We start from the raw sequence: 17,458 nt of genomic DNA, 5'->3' as shown, positions 1-17,458 counted from the left end.
GATTTCCTACACGAATACAAGGATTCATACGCCTTTTTCATGAAGGACCGCTGCGGATGCCTGCATTGTGTATCGTTTCGCCGCGAATACACTGGACAAATCGGTCGGCGGCTGCCCGGCCCGAAACTGGGGAACAAACGTGGCGGAAGAACCTCGCGTGGTCATTGTCGGCGACAATGCCTCGTTCCACTTCGGTGGCGAGGCTTCACTGCCGCTACATCATTTCATGGGCCTGCGGCGGCGCGGGATCGAGGCCTGGCTGATCGTTCACGAACGGACCCGTGCCGAATTGACCGCCTTGCTGGGAGCGGATATCGACCGCGTCACTTTCATTCCCGATCGGGCCATCCATTTGATCTGCTGGAAGCTCGGCCGATTCCTGCCCGCACAGGTTTCGTACTTGACGCTCGGCTGGATCAGTCGCCTCGCCACCCAGCGCACCGCGCAACGCCTCACCCGTGCCCTTGTGCGCGAGCGCCGCGTGACCGTCGTGCATCAGCCGACCCCGGTCTCCCCGCGGGAGCCCTCGCTGCTCTACGATATGGGGGCGCCGGTGATCATCGGGCCGATGAATGGCAACATGGCCTATCCCGCCGCCTTCCGGGGATCGGTCTGGGGACAGTCCATGCTGAGCCGCATCATCGGCGCGGCGCGCCGCATCTCGGACCTCTTTCATCGGCTGATGCCCGGCAAGATACGCGCGCAGATGATCATCGTGGCCAATGCCCGCACACAGAACGGCCTGCCGAAGGCAGTCCGGGGCGAGGTGCGCAAGCTGGTCGAGAACGGCGTCGACCTGACGGTCTGGACCCCTCGTGGCCAGCATGGGCAGGAGCGCAACGCGAAGCGCCCGCCGCACTTCGTCTTCATGGGCCGGCTGGTGGACTGGAAGGCGGTGGATATCGCCATCTCTGCGCTTGCGAGGATGGAGCACCCGGACGCCACCTTCGAGATCATCGGCGACGGGCCGATGCGTCCGGCCCTGATGGCGCTGGGGGAGAGGCTCGGACTGAAAGACAGGCTACGCTTTTCCGGCTGGCTGTCCCAGGCCGATTGTGTCGAAAAGCTGGATACGGCGGATGCGCTTCTGTTGCCCAGTATCTACGAATGCGGCGGCGCGGTCGTGCTCGAGGCCATGTCCTGCGCCCGTCCCGTCATTGCGACCGCCTGGGGGGGGCCGCTGGATTACCTCGACGAGGGCTGTGGCATTCTGATTCCCCCGACCTCGCGCGAAGCGATGATCTCAGGCTTTGCTGCGGCCATGGACCGGCTGGCCGCTGATCCGGACCTGCGCAGGGCGATGGGCGAGGCCGGCAGAACGCGTATTCTTCAGGACTATTCCTGGGACGCCAAGGTCGAGGTCATGCTGGGTATCTACAGCTCCACCGCAAATCTCCGTCCATCGGCCCCGACATCGTACCGCCTGCTCCTGTCGGCGATCTCGCTCCAGGCGTGATCGTCTCATGTCGTCAGCAGCAACTGCCGAGGGGCGGCCTGCTGCCGCATCAGGATGCGATCGCGAATGCGGCGCTTGAGCGAACGCGGCTCCAGGATCTCGCGGTCGCGCTCAAAAAGCGCCCCGTTCAGCGACCGGTCGCGCCAAAGCGCCAGTTCGACGCCCCAGCGTGCAGCTTCCCTTGGATCCAGTCCGTCGGGCCTGCCCATTTCCGTTGCCAATATGCCCGGCATCCATGTCGTCATCACGATATCCGGAAAGCGGTCGGAAAGATCGGCCGCCAGCGCCTTCATCAGGATCCGCGCGGCGCCCTTGGAAACGCTGTAGGCGGAGCTTGCCGGCTGCGGCGCGAGGTCCGCAAAACTGCCCACATTCACGATGCGCCCCACGCCGGAGCGTGTCATGCCGGTCAAGGCCGCATGCGTGCAGGCCACCACGCCGCCCAGGTTGACGGCCACCGTCTTCATGAAGCTCTCCGGCGTCTCGTCCATGAAATCACGGCGGGGATAGACGGCGGCGTTGTTGATGAGGATCGTCACGTCACCGATCGTCTGCGCGATCTCGGCGAAAGTGTTTTGAACCGCCGCGGCGTCGCCGACATCGACGACCCTGGGAATGAACAGACCTTCAGCCGCTCGGCTCGTGGTTTCCTCGAGCGCCGCCTGCCGGCGGCCCAAGCCGACGACACGAACGCCGCGCTCCGCCAGCTCGATCGCCAGGGCCTGTCCGAGCCCGGCACCTGCCCCCGTCACCACGGCCACGTCGCCGCGCACACCCGCATTGGAATTTTTCATCAGCATCGGGCTCTCCATCGGCGTCGCATCGGAAAGTTTCTCGCTGGCCAGTTCGGCCGCCAGCCTGTCGCCCACCCTCAACGCGTTCGCCGCGATCGTCAGGCTGGGATTGATCCCCATCGAAGTCGGCATGAAGGAGGCGTCGACGACATAGAGGTTGCGCACGTCGTGCGACCGGCAATCGCGGTCGAGAACGCTGGTGCGGGGATCGTCGCCGAAACGCAGCGTGCCGCAGCAATGCGCGAAGTTCAGCTCCGGCTGAAAGGAAAGGAACATGAAGCGCAGCCCCCGCAACTTGCGCTTGACCATCTGCCGGTAGGCGCGGCGCCGTTCCTTCAGCTCGTTGGGAATACGATATTCGAAACGCAGGCGGCCGGGATCCTCTTCGTCCAGCACGACCCGGTTTTCCGCATGAGGAAGGTCCTCGAGGATGCCGACGAAGACCTTCGCACGGCCGAAGAACCGTGCGGCGAGAAAGGCGGGAATGCGCAGGAACGGCCGGATCGCCTTCAGCCGGCGCACGATCGACCGGTCGAAGAGATTTTTCAGGTAGTGCGTGATCTCGCCGTAGGAGGCGTCCACTCCCATGGCCTGGAACGAACCGAACCTCTGGCCCTTGGCATAATAGAAATCCCGCATAGCCAGGGAGCGGGTCGGTCCATCGGATGGGGCATCGCGCTTCGGCCAGATGGCGATCATCTCGGAGAGATGGAACATGAGGTTGCGGCCCACCAGCCCGCTGCTGTTGGCGCAGCCCTCCGGCCAGGCCTCCGATTTCGACGCCAGAAGCAGCCGGGGCGAGCCGAGCGCGCCCGCCGACAATACATACCGCCTCGCCCGCAGGTTCAGGATTTCGCCGCCCCGCTGCGCCACGATATGGGTCACGCTATCTCTTTCGCCGTGAATGGCCTTGATCTCGCAATTGTCGAGCAGCGCGGCGTTCTCCCGCCTCAGGGCCGGCTCGACGCCGGCCGAGCGCCCATCCATCTTGCAGGAACGGGGACATTTGTAGCCGAAGCACATGGTACAGCCGGACAGGAAACGGACCCCGAGATGGATGTGATAGGGGTGCAGGCCGATCTTTTGGAACGTTTGCTGCATCTCGCTGTCGCCCCGGGGAAGCTCGGGGGCGGGCAGCAGATTGGAATCCGGCTCGCTGGACAGAGGATCGACGCTTCCGCAGACGTGATACATCTGCTCCGTTCTCTCGAAATAGGGCAGAAAGGCATCGTAGCGTTCCGGCCATCCGCCGCTCGGATGCGGCCGTTCCTCCGTATGGTCGATATCATGCCGTTCGGGCCGCTCCAGCGTCGCCGCGTAAAAGGCCGACGAGCCGCCGACCCCGGCGCCCAACGGGCCATGGAACAGCGATTCCCGACCGTCGATCATGGCGTTCAGCGGCTTGGGCCAATAACCCCGCACATGCCGGGCTTGCTCGTCCTCGACATCGCTTCTCAGCGATTGCTGCTCGGCCCTGGGGCCGAAGGGCCCCTTTTCGACCATCAGGACGGAAAGGCCCTTTTCGGCGAGGCAGCGTCCGATTGTGCCGCCGCCAATGCCCGTTCCAATGACGATGACGTCCCAGAGTTTCTCCACGACCTCTGCTGTCATCATCGCGTCCTTGTTTGCATGGCAACTTGCCCGGCGTCGTCCATGACGGGATCGAACATATGTCGAAGATCGATCGCGGCGGAATTGGTGATGTGATTGTTGTCGAAGTAGTAGGATCGGCCATTGTGTAGCACCGAGCAGCGGTCGGCGGTGCAAAGCCTCTCCCAGGAAGGGAGCCAGGTGATCCTGTTTTCCGCAGCCAGCGTCTGGAACGGCCGTTCCGAAGGCGCGGTACGCCGCGTCAGGTCGGATTTCGAGACCGTGAACCGCGTGGCCGCGTCCGCTTGCGCGTCGCGGCCCGAATGCGCCAGCATGCGCGCCACTTCGCGTGAATCGTAAAGCGAGACCTCCGGCACCTGCTGCAGCACGAAGACGTCGAACCGCCGCGTCAGTTCGTCGACGGTGGCAAGCACGGTCTGCTCGAAAATCGCGTGCTGCCCGGCATTGCCGGCGGGCTCGCCCTCATTCGACATAAGGCGGATCGTGTTGGCGACGTCGCGCCCCACGCCGGAGCCCTCTGCATAATAGGCCCACCGGCCGATCAGCAGCAGCTTGTCGACGCCGTTGAGCTGGACAAGTCCCTTGCGGATGCGGTCATTGGCCCGCGTGCAATCCTCGTCCTGACTGCGGGTGGCGGCGCTTTCCTCCTTGCGGATGTCGAAAAGCGGTGGGCAGCCTGCCCGCCAGATGATCAAGCCCGCGCGGTCCTTCTCGTCGGCAAGCCTGGCCAGCCCTTCCTTGAACGCCCGGACATGGGAATCGCCCCAGACCACGAATGTCGGGGCCTTTTCCGGGCCGATCGGGCAGACTTCCACACCCTCCAGCGCGCCTGAGGCGGGAACGTAGCATCGGCTCCAATCCTGCAGGAAGTCTGCGGAAGCATCGATATGCATGCGAATGGACGGGGCGAAACGCTCCGCCATGCCGTCACGAAGGTAGGCACCCGCGCCTGCCGCCAGCAGGATGACCGAGGATACGGCAACACCGGCAAAAATAGCCGGAGGCCTTCTGAACCGCATTTGCCGGAACGGGCGCTCGATAAAGCGGAAGGACAGCCAGGACAGGGCGACCAACGCGGCAAACAGGACCGTGACCTGGAACGGCCCCGCGATGGGCGCGTCGAGGTAATATTGCAAAAGCGTCAGGACGGGCCAATGCCATAGATAAAGAGAGTAAGAAATCAGGCCGAAAAACACCGCAGGCGGCGACGAGAGCATGCGGTTGACGACATTGTCGCCGCGACCGCCCAGAATGATCAGCACCGCGCCGCCGACCGGGACAAGGGCCTGCGCGCCGGGAAAGCCCGGGCCGGCCGTACCAAACACGATCGCTCCGCACAGCAGCGCCAGCCCGACCCAGGATATAGCCGGAGAACGCTTTCGATCCTCCCCCACGCGATGGACGAACATCGCCAGCAGGACCCCGGCGAGCAGCTCCCAAAGGCGGAACGGCAGCAGATAGAAGGTCGCGACATGCGCAAGCGGCGTGACGAGGACGCATAAGACCAGCGATACAGTAAAGACGACACCGAGCGCTGCCACGAGTAGAGCGCGCCGCCGGCGCAACAGCAGCATCAGCAGCGGCAGGAGAATATAGAACTGCTCCTCGAGGGACAGCGACCATGTGTGCAGCAGGATCTTGCTTTCGGCGGCGGCGTCGAAATAGCCGGCATCGCGAAAGAACTGCACATTGGACAGATAGGCCACGGACGCGATGAGGTACTTTCCGAATTCGCGGAATTCGAAAGGCAGCAGGACGATGTAGCCGACCAGGCTCGTCGCGGCCGCCATCGCCACATAGGCCGGCGCAATCCGCAGGATGCGCCGGACATAGAACATCTTCAGCGAAATCGTGCCCTGCTCGCAAAGTTCGCGCCAGAGAATCCCGCCGATCAGAAAACCCGAAATGACGAAGAAGATATCGACGCCGACAAATCCGCCGCCAAAGCCCGGCAGGCGGAAATGATAGAAGACCACCGCCAGAACGGCGATGGCCCTGAGCCCGTCGATCTCGCGGCGGTGTCCCGCGCTCCGGGCATCCGTCTGCACTTCCCGCGGCAGGAACAAGGGTGCCGCGCCATGCGCGGACTGTCGTCGGGAGCCCAGCAAATCGAACAAGCTCATTGCATCACCCGGAACCGGAAATAATGTCCACGCGCGTGTGTTGATAGAGGGGAATGAAATGGCAACTCGACCGCAATCGTCAAGAAATCGATCGAAGTAGATTTACACACGCTGGGTGGTAAAATTGGCACCCGCATACGTCTTTCGGATAGGAAAGCATGCGGAGATGGTCGGATGATCCGGCTTGTTCTTTCAAACCGGTGCGCTGCGCTTACTTGAAGCCGCGAGCCGTAAATGAAAGCGGCAGGGAGCGAAAAAATGCGCGAGCAGACTATTCCGATTGAAGTAGCTCCCGTGACTGATCGCCTTCGCCGGATTGCCCGTCCTGTTTCCCATGCCTTCCGATAGAAAAAGGCTTAACGGACAAGCTGGCGACCATGCGCGACAACGACCATACCGCTACGGATATTGGCGGATGCGAACGCAACTCATGGACAAAAGAAGTATGGGCCGTGCCCGAGGCTTAGCCACGGTTACCTCTAAAGCGGTAGGGGAAAACAGCCGTCTTCGGCGTCTGGCCACCGAATGAATCTCATCCGGCAAACGTCCTCGACATAGTGCAATGCGTTCAGAAATGAAACGCCTCGCCTTTTCGAGACCATCGTCAGCCGTCGCAGCCAAGCTATATCTGCGACCCAACCGCACATAACAGCCGGGGAGATCAGCATAGACCCAAAATAATTCAGGTATGTAGCGCCTGATACCAACAGATCAAGAAGAAATATGAAGAAACACGCCATTAATTACAGCATCTTGGAGGCGGAAATTGATATTTCGCCCAACGCATTTCTATACTATTATTATCCAATTAAACTCCAATGGTATATTGGAACTCCTGCGTAACGCGACTTATCGGCATCGAAATTAACCGAAACCAAGAACCGATACGAAGGAGCTATACAGGCCAAGTGATTTACGATAAATTAGGGATATCTTTTGGAATTAGTATTTAGCCGCCATCTGGTTTTTTAACTAAAAAGTTTCGAAATGACGCGGCAAAACGCAGGCCTTGGGTGGGTACAAATCACATCGTGAAAAGTAAAGGTCAGACCATGTGTCTTGGCGTGGAGTATCGTGATCATGACATCAACACAGATAAATACAGGTGGGACAAAGCTTTCCGATCATAGATTCAAAGACATCTCTGCAGTGAACGGGAGATCCCTTCCGATAGGTTTTTCCCCGCGGGAAAAATCCGTCATGATACTGGACCGGAGGGCCCTGGACGGGCAGTGCCTGGCAAGATGCCTGGCATCGCAAAAAGTTGAAATGGAATTCATCGCAGTTACATCGACCGAGAACTGGAAATCCTTGAAGGACGATGTATCTCCCCTCGCCGCTATCCTCCTCAATATTGGAGGGGAGAGCGCCGGTGATCCGTCCGTCGCCGAGAAGGTGAGAGCACTTTCGATGGAATTTGGAGTTCCCGTAATCCTTCTTGCGGATTCCGTGGACCTCCTGCAGATCATGAAAGCCTTGGAATTCGGTGCAAGAGGCTACATCCCGTCATCGGTAACGATCGACGTCTGTATCGAGGCCATAGCATTATCACTGGCGGGAGGCGTCTTCCTCCCCGCAAGCAGCGTGCTTGCGATGCGCCAGGTGCTCGTGACCGAGACCCCGCCTCTGCGCCCGCTCGACAGCATGTTCACGACCCGGCAGATCGAAGTCGTGAATGCGCTGCGCCGCGGCAAGGCGAACAAGATCATCGCCTACGAACTCAATCTGAGAGAAAGCACCGTCAAGGTGCACATAAGAAACATCATGAAGAAGATGAAGGCGACCAACCGGACCGAGGTGGCCTACAAACTCAACGAGCTGTTTCCGCTCGATGCCTAGAGCAATTCCAGAAAAGCACAGCAGTTTTGCGTCCGGAATTGCATAAAAACAAAAGAAAGAGCCTTTTCGCGATAAGGAGAAAAGCGGAAATGCTTTAGCGGATCAGCAAGCTTATCGGCACCGGTGGGAAATGCCAAAGCCTTGATTTTAGCCGATCACCACGATCGGCCTGGCGATGACGGAGAAAAATTGCTGAGCAGGTTCCAAAGGCCTGCTCAGCAATTTGCCATTCAGGGCATCTTGTAAGGGTGAACTCGGCCCGCTGACCGAGGCGCGTGACTATCCCTTGAGCTGGAATGGATGAACCGATCCGCTCTCCGTCTGGGCGGCTTGGAGGTTCCTGTAGCGCCCATTCTTCCTGGCGATGAGATCGGCGTGGCTGCCGCTCTCGACGATGCGGCCGTCGTCGACGACGAGGATGCGATCGGCGTTCGCGATGGTGGCGAGGCGGTGGGCGATGACGAGGGTCGTGCGGCCTTCGGAAAGTTCGGCCAGCGATTGCTGGATGGCCCGTTCGGTTTCCGTGTCCAGCGCCGAGGTCGCCTCGTCGAGGATGAGGATCGGCGGGTTCTTCAGGAAGATACGGGCAATCGCGAGGCGCTGCTTCTGGCCGCCCGAGAGTTTGACGCCGCGCTCGCCGATGACGGTGTCCAGACCCTCCGGCAGGTTGGCGATCACGTCGTCGAGGCGCGCCCGGCGGGCGGCATCGCGGATCTCCGCCTCGCTGGCCTCGAGCCGGCCATAGGCGATGTTCTCGCGGATCGTGCCGGCGAACAGGAAGACGTCCTGCTGCACGATGCCGATATTGGAGCGCAGCGACCGCAGCGTCATGTCCCTGATGTCGATGCCGTCGATGGCGATCGCGCCCGACGCGATCTCGTAGAAGCGCGGCAAAAGCGAGCAGATCGTCGTCTTGCCGGCACCCGAGGGGCCGACGAAGGCAATGGTCTCCCCCGCCCTGATGGCGAGGTCCAGCCCGTCGAAGATCGGCTTGTCGTCGCGGTAGCCGAAATGCACGTCGCGGTAGGCGATGTCGCCGCGAAGCCGGCCCGCATCCCTTGCCCCCTCGCCATCCCGGATGTCGGGCTCGGTATCGAGGAACTGCGTATAGCGCGTGAAGCCGGCAATGCCCTTCGGATAGGTCTCGATGATCGAGTTGATCTTGTCGATCGGCCGGAAGAAAACGTTGATCAGCAGCAGGAAGCCGACGAAGCCGCCCGGGGAAAGATCGCCGTGCACCACGAACCAGGCACCGGCCAGCATCACCACCACCTGCACGAAGCGCATGGAGAGGTAGGAGAGCGAGGCGGAGGCCGCCATGACCCTATAGGCCTGCATCTTGGTGACGAGATAGTTACTGTTGCTCTCGGCAAAGAGCTTGCGCTCGTGATCCTCGTTGGCAAACGCCTGCACGACGCGGATGCCGCCGACATTCTCCTCGATGCGCGCGTTGAAATCGGCGACGCGGCCATAGAGCGCATGCCAGGTGGTCGTCATGCGGGAGCCGTAATGCGTCGTCACCCAGGCCGTCAGCGGCACGATGACGACGGTGATCAGCGCCAGCGGCACATGCACCCAGAGCATGAGCACGAAGGCGCCGATCAGCGTCATGACGGCGATGAAGAGGTCTTCGGGGCCATGATGGGCGACCTCGCCGATCTCTTCCAGGTCCTTGGTGAGCCTTGCGACGAGATGGCCGGTCTTCTGGTTGTCGAAGAAGCCGAAGGAGAGCTTTTGCAGGTGGTCGAACGCTTTGCGGCGCATCTCCGCCTCGATGCGCACGCCGAGCATGTGGCCCCAATAGGTGACGATGACCTGCAGGCCGGCATTGAGCAGATAGATCAGGAAAAGCCCGACCGCGGCAAGCGCGATGACGTCGAGCTGGCCGGTCGGCAGCAGGCGGTCGATAAAGAGCGTCACCGCCACCGGAAAGGCAAGCTCCAGCAGGCCCGCCGCCACCGCGGACGTAAAGTCCAGCGCGAACAGGCGCCGGTGCGGGCGGTAGTAGGCGGCAAAACGCTTCAGGAGATCGGACATGGGAAGCAGGCTTTCGGTATCGTCTTATAGCTTAGACGATCGACTAACCCGTTTCTTCCTCTTTTGCCGCAAGAATTTTGCCCGCCGCATGGTTTTTATTCTCTCACAGGCCCAGTGCGATTCCATCCTTGCGCGATTCCGAGCCGCCGATCAGCGTGCCGTTCTCCCAGTCGATGCAGATCGCCTGCGCGCCGCCGATGGGGCCTTCCGCCGGGACGATCGAGAAGCCGCGGCGTTCCAGTTCCTGCGCGCTCGCCGCCGGCAAGGTGTGTTCGGCCTCGACGAACGTACCACCTGAACGCGGAATGAGACGCGGCAGGTCGATCGCCTCCTGCAGGTCCATGCCGTAGTCGAAGACTTTCGAGATGAGATGCGCATGGCCCAGCGCCTGATAGTAGCCGCCCATCACGCCGAAGGGCATCTCGACGCGGCCGCCGCGGGTCACCATGCCCGGGATGATCGTGTGCAGCGGGCGCTTGAGCGGTGCCACCACGTTCGGATGGCCGGCCTTCAGCGAAAAGCTCTGGCCGCGATTGTGCAGGACCACGCCGGAGCGCGGCGCAACGAGGCCGGTGCCGAAGCTGTCGAACACCGAGTTGATGAAGCTGACTGCGTTGCGGTCACGGTCGACCACGGAGATGTAGACCGTGTCGCGGTGCAGCGGCATTTCGAAGGGCGGGAGATCGGTGAGCGCATGGCGCAGGTCGATCATCGCCGCCAGCCGGTCGGCGAGGCCGTCCGAGAGCAATTCGTCCATGGGTACGTCCGCCTTGTCCGGATCGGCGACCAGGGCATCGCGCGCGGCATAGGCAAGCCGCGTCGCCTCGATCTCGATATGCAGCCGGTCCGGCGATTGCGGGTCGCCCTTGGCCTCGAAGCGGCTGAGGATGTTGAGGATGAGCAGCGCGATGATGCCCTGGCCGTTCGGCGGGCATTCGTGAATGGTGTAGCCGCGGAAATCCGTGGCCACGGGCGTGACATAGTCCCCGCGCGCGGCGGCAAAATCCTCCATCGTGTGCAGCCCGCCGAGGGAGCGGAGATAGGACACCATGTCCTCCGCGACCGGCCCGGTATAAAAGCCGTCGCGTCCCTCGGCCGCGATGCGCCTCAGCGTCGCCGCAAGCTCCGGCTGCCGGTGGACCTCGCCGATGCGCGGCGCCCGGCCGGCCGGCAGGAAGATGCGGGCGGCATTCTCATCGGCGGCGAGGACCTCCTCCTCCAGCAGCCAGTCGCGGTGAACCCGCGGGCTGATCGCATAGCCTTCCTCGGCGAAGCGGATGGCAGGCGCAAGCACCTTATCGAAAGCGAGCCGGCCGTGATCGGCGTGGAGCCGGGTCCAGGCATCGATCGCGCCCGGAATGGTGACCGCCGACGGCGACTGGCGCGGTACTTCCGTAAGGCCCCGCTCATTGAACCATTCGAGGGTCAAGGCGGCCGGCGTGCGGCCGGAGCCGTTGTAGGCGATGACCTTGTCGGAACCACCGGGCGAAAAGAGCACGAAGCAGTCGCCGCCGATGCCGGTCGAACCCGGCTCGACGGCACATTGCACCGCCGAGGCAGCGATAGCCGCGTCCATGGCATTGCCGCCCGCCTCCATGATCTGGAGCGCCACCAGCGTGGCGGAGGGATGCGAGGTCGCCGCCATGGCATGGCGGGACACGGCGACGGACCGCGTCGCCTTTTCGAAATTGCGCATGCTCTTCGTCCTCCAGGCTGTCGTTCGTTATGTCAGGAAGCCCTTGCCGAAACGCTCGCGCGCCTTGCGGGAGAAGGCCGAGATGGTGGCATGGTCGGCCGAGCGCGCGGTGACGAGGACGAATTCCACATCTTCGAGCGCCGGCAGCAAGGGCGGCGGTATTTCGCGAAGGCCCGCCGGCGCCAGGCTGCGCGGCTGCACCAGCACGCCCATGCCTGCCCGCGCGGCAGCCGTCAGCCCGCTGAGGCTCTGACAGGAGCAGACGATGCGCCAGGGCGTCCGGCCGCGCTCCAATGCCTCCATCAGGAGTTGGCGCGTGAGGCTCGGCGGCGGGAAGACGATCAGCGGCAGTTCCGGCTTCGCTAGCACCGCCTCCGGATCGCTCGCAAGCCAGACGAGCGGCTCGCGCAGAATGGCATCGCCGCGCTGCTCGCCGATCCGGCGCTTGGCCATGACGAGATCGAGTTCACCACGATCCTGCATTCCGGCAAGCGTCTTGGAGAGCGCGACGGAGAGCTGGAGGTCGACCGAGGGATAATCCGCGATGAAATCCTCAAGAAGGCCCGGCAATTGCCCGCTCACCAGATCCTCCGAAATGCCAAGACGGAAGGGGCCGCGCGGCGCATCCGCATCGAACTGTGCGACCGCCTGCCGCTCGAGCGCTAGAAGCTGGCGCGCATGCGGCAGCAGCGCCTCCCCTTCCGCCGTCAGCCGGACGGCATGGGTATCCCGGTCGATGAGCCGCCGGCCGAGCCCCCGCTCCAGCCGCTGGAGGTGCTGGCTGACCGTCGATTGGCCAAGATTCAGCCGCTCGGCGGAGAGCGTGAAGCTCTTCGTCTGCGCCACCATCACGAAACTGCGCAACTGGACGAGATCAAGCATATCACAAAGCTAGATAAGCCTTATCGTTTGCATCGAGAAACAGGATAGCTAAACTTACAGGCCTGTCGAGGCCCACCAATCGAGTAGCGATGAAAAAACTTCTCCCCGATACTTTCACCTGGCTCCTTGTCGCCGCCGTCATCCTCGCCTCGCTCCTGCCGATCTCCGGCGAGCCGGCGGCGTGGTTCGGCATCGCCACCAATGTCGCGATCGCCCTCCTTTTCTTCCTGCATGGCGCGCGCCTTTCCACGGATGTGGTGATCGCGGGCTTCCTGCACTGGCGCCTCCAGCTCTTCATCCTCGTCACGACCTTCGCGGTGTTTCCATTGCTCGGCCTCGGGCTCGGCCTCTTTTCGCCCTGGCTGATCGAGCAGCCGATCTATCTCGGGCTGCTGTTCCTCTGCGTCCTGCCCTCCACGGTCCAGTCGTCGATCGCCTTCACGTCGATTGCCGGCGGCAACGTGCCGGCCGCGATCTGCGCCGCCTCGACCTCGAACATTCTCGGCATTTTCCTCACGCCCGCCCTCGTCGCCCTGCTCTTCTCGGCCGGCGGCCATGTCGGCATGTCCTTCGACATGGTCTGGAAGATCATGCTGCAGCTCTTCCTGCCCTTCGTCGCGGGTCAGGTGCTGCAGCCGTTCATCGGCAAATGGGTGCGCTCGAAGAAGAGCCTGCTGACGCCCTTCGACCGCGGCTCAATCCTCATGGTCGTCTATCTCGCCTTTTCCGAAGCGGTAACGGAGGGAATCTGGCACAGGGTCGCGTTGGAAGATCTCGCGCTTCTCATCCTCGTCGACAGCCTCCTGCTCGCCGTGGTCCTCGTCATCACCAGCGTCGGCGGCAAGCTGCTCGGCTTCAACCGCGAGGACCGCATCACCGCCGTCTTCTGCGGCTCGAAAAAGAGTCTGGCGAGCGGCGTGCCGATGGCGAGCGTCATTTTCGCCGGCCAGTCGATCGGCGCGATCGTTCTGCCGCTCATGCTGTTTCACCAGATCCAGCTCATGGTCTGCGCCTGGCTCGCCCGCGTCTATGCCGATAGGCAGAAGTCCGCGGAGACCGCGCCGGCGCCGGTCTGACCGCCGGCCCGTACTATTTGGCGGGTTTGGGCGCCGTCAGCAGGACGACCGGGCCGCGGCAATATCCGCGACGACCGAAAGCGCGAGCGAATGGGAGTCCCGCGCCTTGTCGAAAATCCCGATCGGCGCCTTGATACGGGCGAGGTCGGCTTCGCTGCAACCCCGCTGCCGCAAGGCGGCGCAGCGCTTCTCGTGGGTCCGGCGGCTGCCGAGCGCGCCGATATAGAAGACGCCGGAAGCGAGCGCACTTTCGAGGAGGGGCAGCTCACGATCGATGTCGTGGAACAGCAGCGCGACGGCGGTGTCAGCGTCGAGCTGATCGGCCGAGATGGTCTGGCCCCGCCCCACCACGAGGACATCGTGGCCGGCCGCAGCGGCAATGCGCGCCACGGCCCCGGCTTCCATCGGCGTTCCACCGATAAGGAGCCTCGGCTTCGGGCGATAGGCCCGGACGAAACAATCCCCTTCCCAGCCGCTCGGCCCCTCGCCCGGTTCGAAGGCCAGCGTCTGCGCTGCCGGCTGGTAACGCAGGCGGACGGGCATGCGCCGCTGCAAAGCCGCCAGGATTTCGCGAAGAACGGCGCTGTCACGCAGGACATGGATGGCGAGCGTGATGCCGCCGCCGCAGGGCAGCACTATGTCGAAGAAGGGCGAGCCCTCGCCGAGCCGGAGGTTCCGGTCCAGGCCTTTCCCGAGCGCGACCAAGGCGTCCGCCGCAACGGCGGCCTCGGTACAGCCGCCGGAAACGAAGCCGCAATAAAGGCCGTCCTCCCGCACTGCCATCTGCGCACCGATGGCGCGGGCGGCACCCCCGCGGATTTCGACGAGCGTGACCAGCGCGGCGCGATAGCCCTCGTCGATGGCCTCGGCGGCGAAGGCGAGGATTTCCGCCGCATCGTCCGAGAGGAAGGCGGCGCGGGGTTCGGGCGCGAGCGTTTCCGGGTCGGGAGCGATGCGGGCAGTCATGTTATTCCACCCCGCCCTGCGTTCCCTGCCAGCGGCGGACGATGCCGGGGTCGAGGTCGAAGAGATCGAGCACCCGGCCGACGGTGTGGTCGACCATTTCCTCAAGGCTTTGCGGCCTGGCATAGAAGGCCGGCACGGGCGGGTAGATGATGCCGCCCATTTCCGTCACCTGCGCCATGTTCCTGATATGGCCGAGATGCAGCGGCGTCTCGCGCAGCATCAGCACCAGCCGGCGGCGCTCCTTCAGCACGACGTCGGCGGCGCGCGAGAGCAGGTTGTCCGTCGTGCCGGTGGCGATCTCCGCCATGGTCTTCACCGAGCAGGGCGCGACGATCATGCCGAGCGTCTTGTAGGAGCCGGACGAACAGACCGCACCGATATCCTTGTTGGAATGGGTGGTCGTCGCCAGCGCTTCCAGATCCTGCCTGGTGAAATCCGCCTCGGCCGCGAGCGTGATGCAGGCGGCACGCGACATGATCAGGTGCGTCTCGATTTCGAGGTCGCGCAGCACTTCGAGGATGCGCTTGCCGTAGATGACCCCGGAAGCCCCCGAAATGCCGACGATCATGCGTCTTGGCCGCATCGACATGACTTATCCCGCCGATTTGAGAAGCGCGGCGGCGCGCGCGGTCGCCTCGTCGCTGATGCGGGCGCGCACGCCATGAAAATTCGGGCCGCGGGTCGCATCGAGGCCCATGCGGGACGTCGTGCCGATGCCGCTTGCCGAGGGGTCGAGCGCATTGCCCGGCAGACCCTCGATGATGACGACATCCTTGTGCGGCTGGAAATGGGTGGCGAGCGCCCAGAGCACTTCTGAATCCTTGGTGATATCGACGTCCGCGTCCACCACCACGACATTCTTCAGGTACTGGTCCCAGCCGAGCAGGCCGAGCATGACCTGCCGCGCCTCGCCCTCGCGGGTCTGGTTCATGGCGATATAGGCATGGAAGTGGGTGCCGGACGACGGATAGTGCACGGCGGTGATCGAGGGGAAACGAGCCTTCAGCTTCTCCACCACCTCGGCCTCGCGCGGCACGCGGCCGAGATTGAGGTGCTCGGCCGAATTGCCGCCCGCGACGGAGACGAGCATGGCATCGCGCCGGCGCAGGATGGTTTCGACGGTGAAAAGGTTGTTGGTCGAGCGGTCGGAGGAATAGCCGGTGAACTCGCCGAACGGGCCTTCCGCGACGTGCGCCTCGGGATCGATCACGCCTTCCAGCACGATCTCGGCATGGGCGGGAACGCGGATGCCGTATTTCGGCGTGCGCACGACCTGCAGCGGCTCGCCCATCAGGCCGCCGGCGACGTCGCGCTCGTCCTCGCCGAAGGCAAGGCGGGCGGAGGCGGCGATCATGAACAGCGGATGGCCGCCGATCACCATGGCGACCGGCATCGGCTTGCCCTTCTCCTTCGCCATGTTCATCAGGCGCCAGAGATGGCCGCGCGAATGCAGCGAGGTCGCGAGCGAATTCTTCGAGTGGATCATCGCGCGGTGATAGCTGAGATTGCCGGCTCCCGTTTCAGGGTGCTCGCCGATGATGATGCCTGATGTGATGTATTTCGCGCGGTCCGTGTCGAAATGCTTGAGCATCGGCAGCGCATGGAGATCGACGTCATCGCCGGAGATGATCTCCTCGGTGATGGGGCCGCTTTCCAGAACTTCCGGCGTGAACGGCCGGTTGGAGCGGGCCTGATAGGCCTCATGCAGGTTTTCCGCGGTCGAGCCGAGCAGGCGGGCGATGCGCTCGCGCGAGGCGAAGATATTGCAGACGACCTCGGCGCCGATGCCGCTGACGTTCTTCAGGTGCAGCAAGGGATGCTGCCCCTTGTCCGCAAGGGTCCAGATCAGCGCGGTGGCGTCCTGATCGTCCGAGACCGGCCGGGCGATGGTAATGACGTCCTCGGGATGTTCCGCCCGGTAATCGGCCAGGAAACGGCGGACGTCTTGCTTGTGGTACTCTGTCATGTCTCGGCCTCGGATCACTGCGGGTGGGTAGCGGCGCCCCGGAGGGCGCCGCCGTGTTCAAATCAAGCCGGCTGCAGCAGATGCTTGCCGGTGGCGCGGTCGACGCCGGCATAGCTGTCCGTCAGGCGCGCCTGGGCGTCCTTCAGGTCGCGCGGCGGCGGCGAGGGATCGATGCCGACGAGCTTGGCGATGTTGTTGCCGAGATAGCCTTCCAGATCGTCCTCGGAGAGGTTGATGCCGTGCGGCGGGTCCTTGCAGAGCACTTCCAGCTCACGCAGCCACATGCCCGGATCGTTCGGCGGGCTGTCCGTGCCGAAAACGATCTTGTTCTTCGGCAGCTGCTGGGCGAACTCGACGATGCGCGACTGGAAGCACCAGCCGGACTCGCAGTAGACGTTCGGCGTATCCATAGCCATCCAGAAGGACTCGAACGAGTAGTTGCCGCCCGTCTGGATGCCGAAGTGACCGATGATGAAGTTGACCATCGGGAACTCGCGGATGATCGGGTAGAACATCGTCGGGATCGTGTAGGGGCCGTCGCCGGTGTGGATGAGGACGACGACGCCGAGCTCGGCGCACTTCTTCATCGCCGGACGCAGCCATTCGAGCGCACGGTCGGGACGATAGCCATGCATGTTGGCATGCAGCTTCAGCATCTTGAAGCCGTATTCCTTGACGTGGAATTCCAGCTCCGCAGCGCCGTTCTCGGGCCCCCAGCGCGGGTTGTAGTTGAAGTTGCCGATGAAGCGGTCCGGGTACTTCTCGCACAGCTCGGCAATATAGGCCATGTAGTCGCGGATGCCTTCGCGGCCCTTGCGGTTGCCGTCACGGTAGCCGGTGTTGCCCGGCGGCGGCTGGATGAAGCCCATGTCGATCCGGCGCGGCTTGCCGTTGATCATGTAGGGGCCGTCCATCAGCTTGAGCATGCGCTCGCCCGTGAAGGGCGTACCCGTATGACGCCACGCCTCGTCGACGAGGTTGGTCGGGTGAAGATGGGTATCGATGATCATTG

Annotated in this window: 12 protein-coding genes; 3 read left to right on the top strand and 9 right to left on the bottom strand. The window is 63.2% G+C overall.

Annotated elements, in window-relative coordinates; genetic code table 11:
- Positions 1-67: 67 nt before the first annotated feature.
- Complete coding sequence (locus Q9316_RS22305) at positions 68-1,456, top strand: glycosyltransferase family 4 protein (protein ID WP_306035506.1); 1,389 nt, start codon at positions 68-70, stop codon at positions 1,454-1,456.
- Between the two features lie 5 nt (positions 1,457-1,461).
- Here the strand turns inward: Q9316_RS22305 and Q9316_RS25730 are convergent, their stop codons facing one another.
- Together Q9316_RS25730 and Q9316_RS22290 are read right to left on the bottom strand one after the other, a co-directional pair.
- Complete coding sequence (locus Q9316_RS25730) at positions 1,462-3,753, bottom strand: SDR family NAD(P)-dependent oxidoreductase (protein WP_371878049.1); 2,292 nt, start codon at positions 3,751-3,753, stop codon at positions 1,462-1,464.
- A 107-nt stretch (positions 3,754-3,860) separates the two neighbouring features.
- The gene (locus Q9316_RS22290) at positions 3,861-5,984 is read right to left on the bottom strand and encodes an acyltransferase family protein (protein ID WP_306035505.1); all 2,124 of its coding nucleotides are present in this window, start codon (positions 5,982-5,984) and stop codon (positions 3,861-3,863) included.
- A 1,080-nt stretch (positions 5,985-7,064) separates the two neighbouring features.
- Here Q9316_RS22290 and Q9316_RS22285 point away from each other — a divergent pair.
- Positions 7,065-7,823, top strand: a complete 759-nt coding sequence (locus Q9316_RS22285; protein ID WP_306035504.1) for a response regulator transcription factor — start codon at positions 7,065-7,067, stop codon at positions 7,821-7,823.
- 279 nt (positions 7,824-8,102) lie between these two features.
- Here the strand turns inward: Q9316_RS22285 and Q9316_RS22280 are convergent, their stop codons facing one another.
- The 3 genes from Q9316_RS22280 to Q9316_RS22270 form a co-directional block, all read right to left on the bottom strand.
- Positions 8,103-9,860, bottom strand: coding sequence for an ABC transporter ATP-binding protein (locus Q9316_RS22280; protein WP_306035503.1), 1,758 nt, complete (start codon positions 9,858-9,860; stop codon positions 8,103-8,105).
- Positions 9,861-9,963: 103 nt separating this feature from the next.
- Positions 9,964-11,556: a gamma-glutamyltransferase gene (gene ggt / locus Q9316_RS22275; protein WP_306035502.1), complete on the bottom strand. Its 1,593-nt coding sequence runs from the start codon at positions 11,554-11,556 to the stop codon at positions 9,964-9,966.
- Positions 11,557-11,583: 27 nt separating this feature from the next.
- Positions 11,584-12,438 carry a LysR family transcriptional regulator gene (locus Q9316_RS22270; protein ID WP_306035501.1) on the bottom strand — a complete coding sequence of 285 codons (855 nt, stop codon included), beginning with the start codon at positions 12,436-12,438 and terminating at the stop codon, positions 11,584-11,586.
- A gap of 89 nt (positions 12,439-12,527) precedes the next feature.
- On the opposite strand from Q9316_RS22270, the gene Q9316_RS22265 reads away from it, so the two are divergent.
- A complete protein-coding gene (locus tag Q9316_RS22265) occupies positions 12,528-13,514 on the top strand; it encodes a bile acid:sodium symporter family protein (protein ID WP_306035500.1) in 987 nt (328 codons plus the stop codon).
- Positions 13,515-13,550: 36 nt separating this feature from the next.
- Here Q9316_RS22265 and Q9316_RS22260 read toward each other — a convergent pair whose 3' ends face one another.
- The 4 genes from Q9316_RS22260 to Q9316_RS22245 form a co-directional block, all read right to left on the bottom strand.
- Positions 13,551-14,480, bottom strand: a complete 930-nt coding sequence (locus Q9316_RS22260; protein ID WP_306035499.1) for an XdhC family protein — start codon at positions 14,478-14,480, stop codon at positions 13,551-13,553.
- A gap of 1 nt (position 14,481) precedes the next feature.
- Positions 14,482-15,069, bottom strand: a complete 588-nt coding sequence (locus tag Q9316_RS22255; protein WP_306035498.1) for a UbiX family flavin prenyltransferase — start codon at positions 15,067-15,069, stop codon at positions 14,482-14,484.
- A 3-nt stretch (positions 15,070-15,072) separates the two neighbouring features.
- Positions 15,073-16,446 carry a UbiD family decarboxylase gene (locus Q9316_RS22250; protein ID WP_306035497.1) on the bottom strand — a complete coding sequence of 458 codons (1,374 nt, stop codon included), beginning with the start codon at positions 16,444-16,446 and terminating at the stop codon, positions 15,073-15,075.
- Between the two features lie 62 nt (positions 16,447-16,508).
- A complete protein-coding gene (locus Q9316_RS22245; RefSeq protein WP_160786443.1) occupies positions 16,509-17,456 on the bottom strand; it encodes an amidohydrolase family protein in 948 nt (315 codons plus the stop codon).
- Positions 17,457-17,458: the final 2 nt, after the last annotated feature.

This window comes from Shinella zoogloeoides, assembly GCF_030733845.1.
GTDB lineage: Bacteria > Pseudomonadota > Alphaproteobacteria > Rhizobiales > Rhizobiaceae > Shinella > Shinella zoogloeoides_C.
Note: the sequence above shows the minus strand (reverse complement) of the source record. Positions and strands in the feature narration are given on the sequence as shown.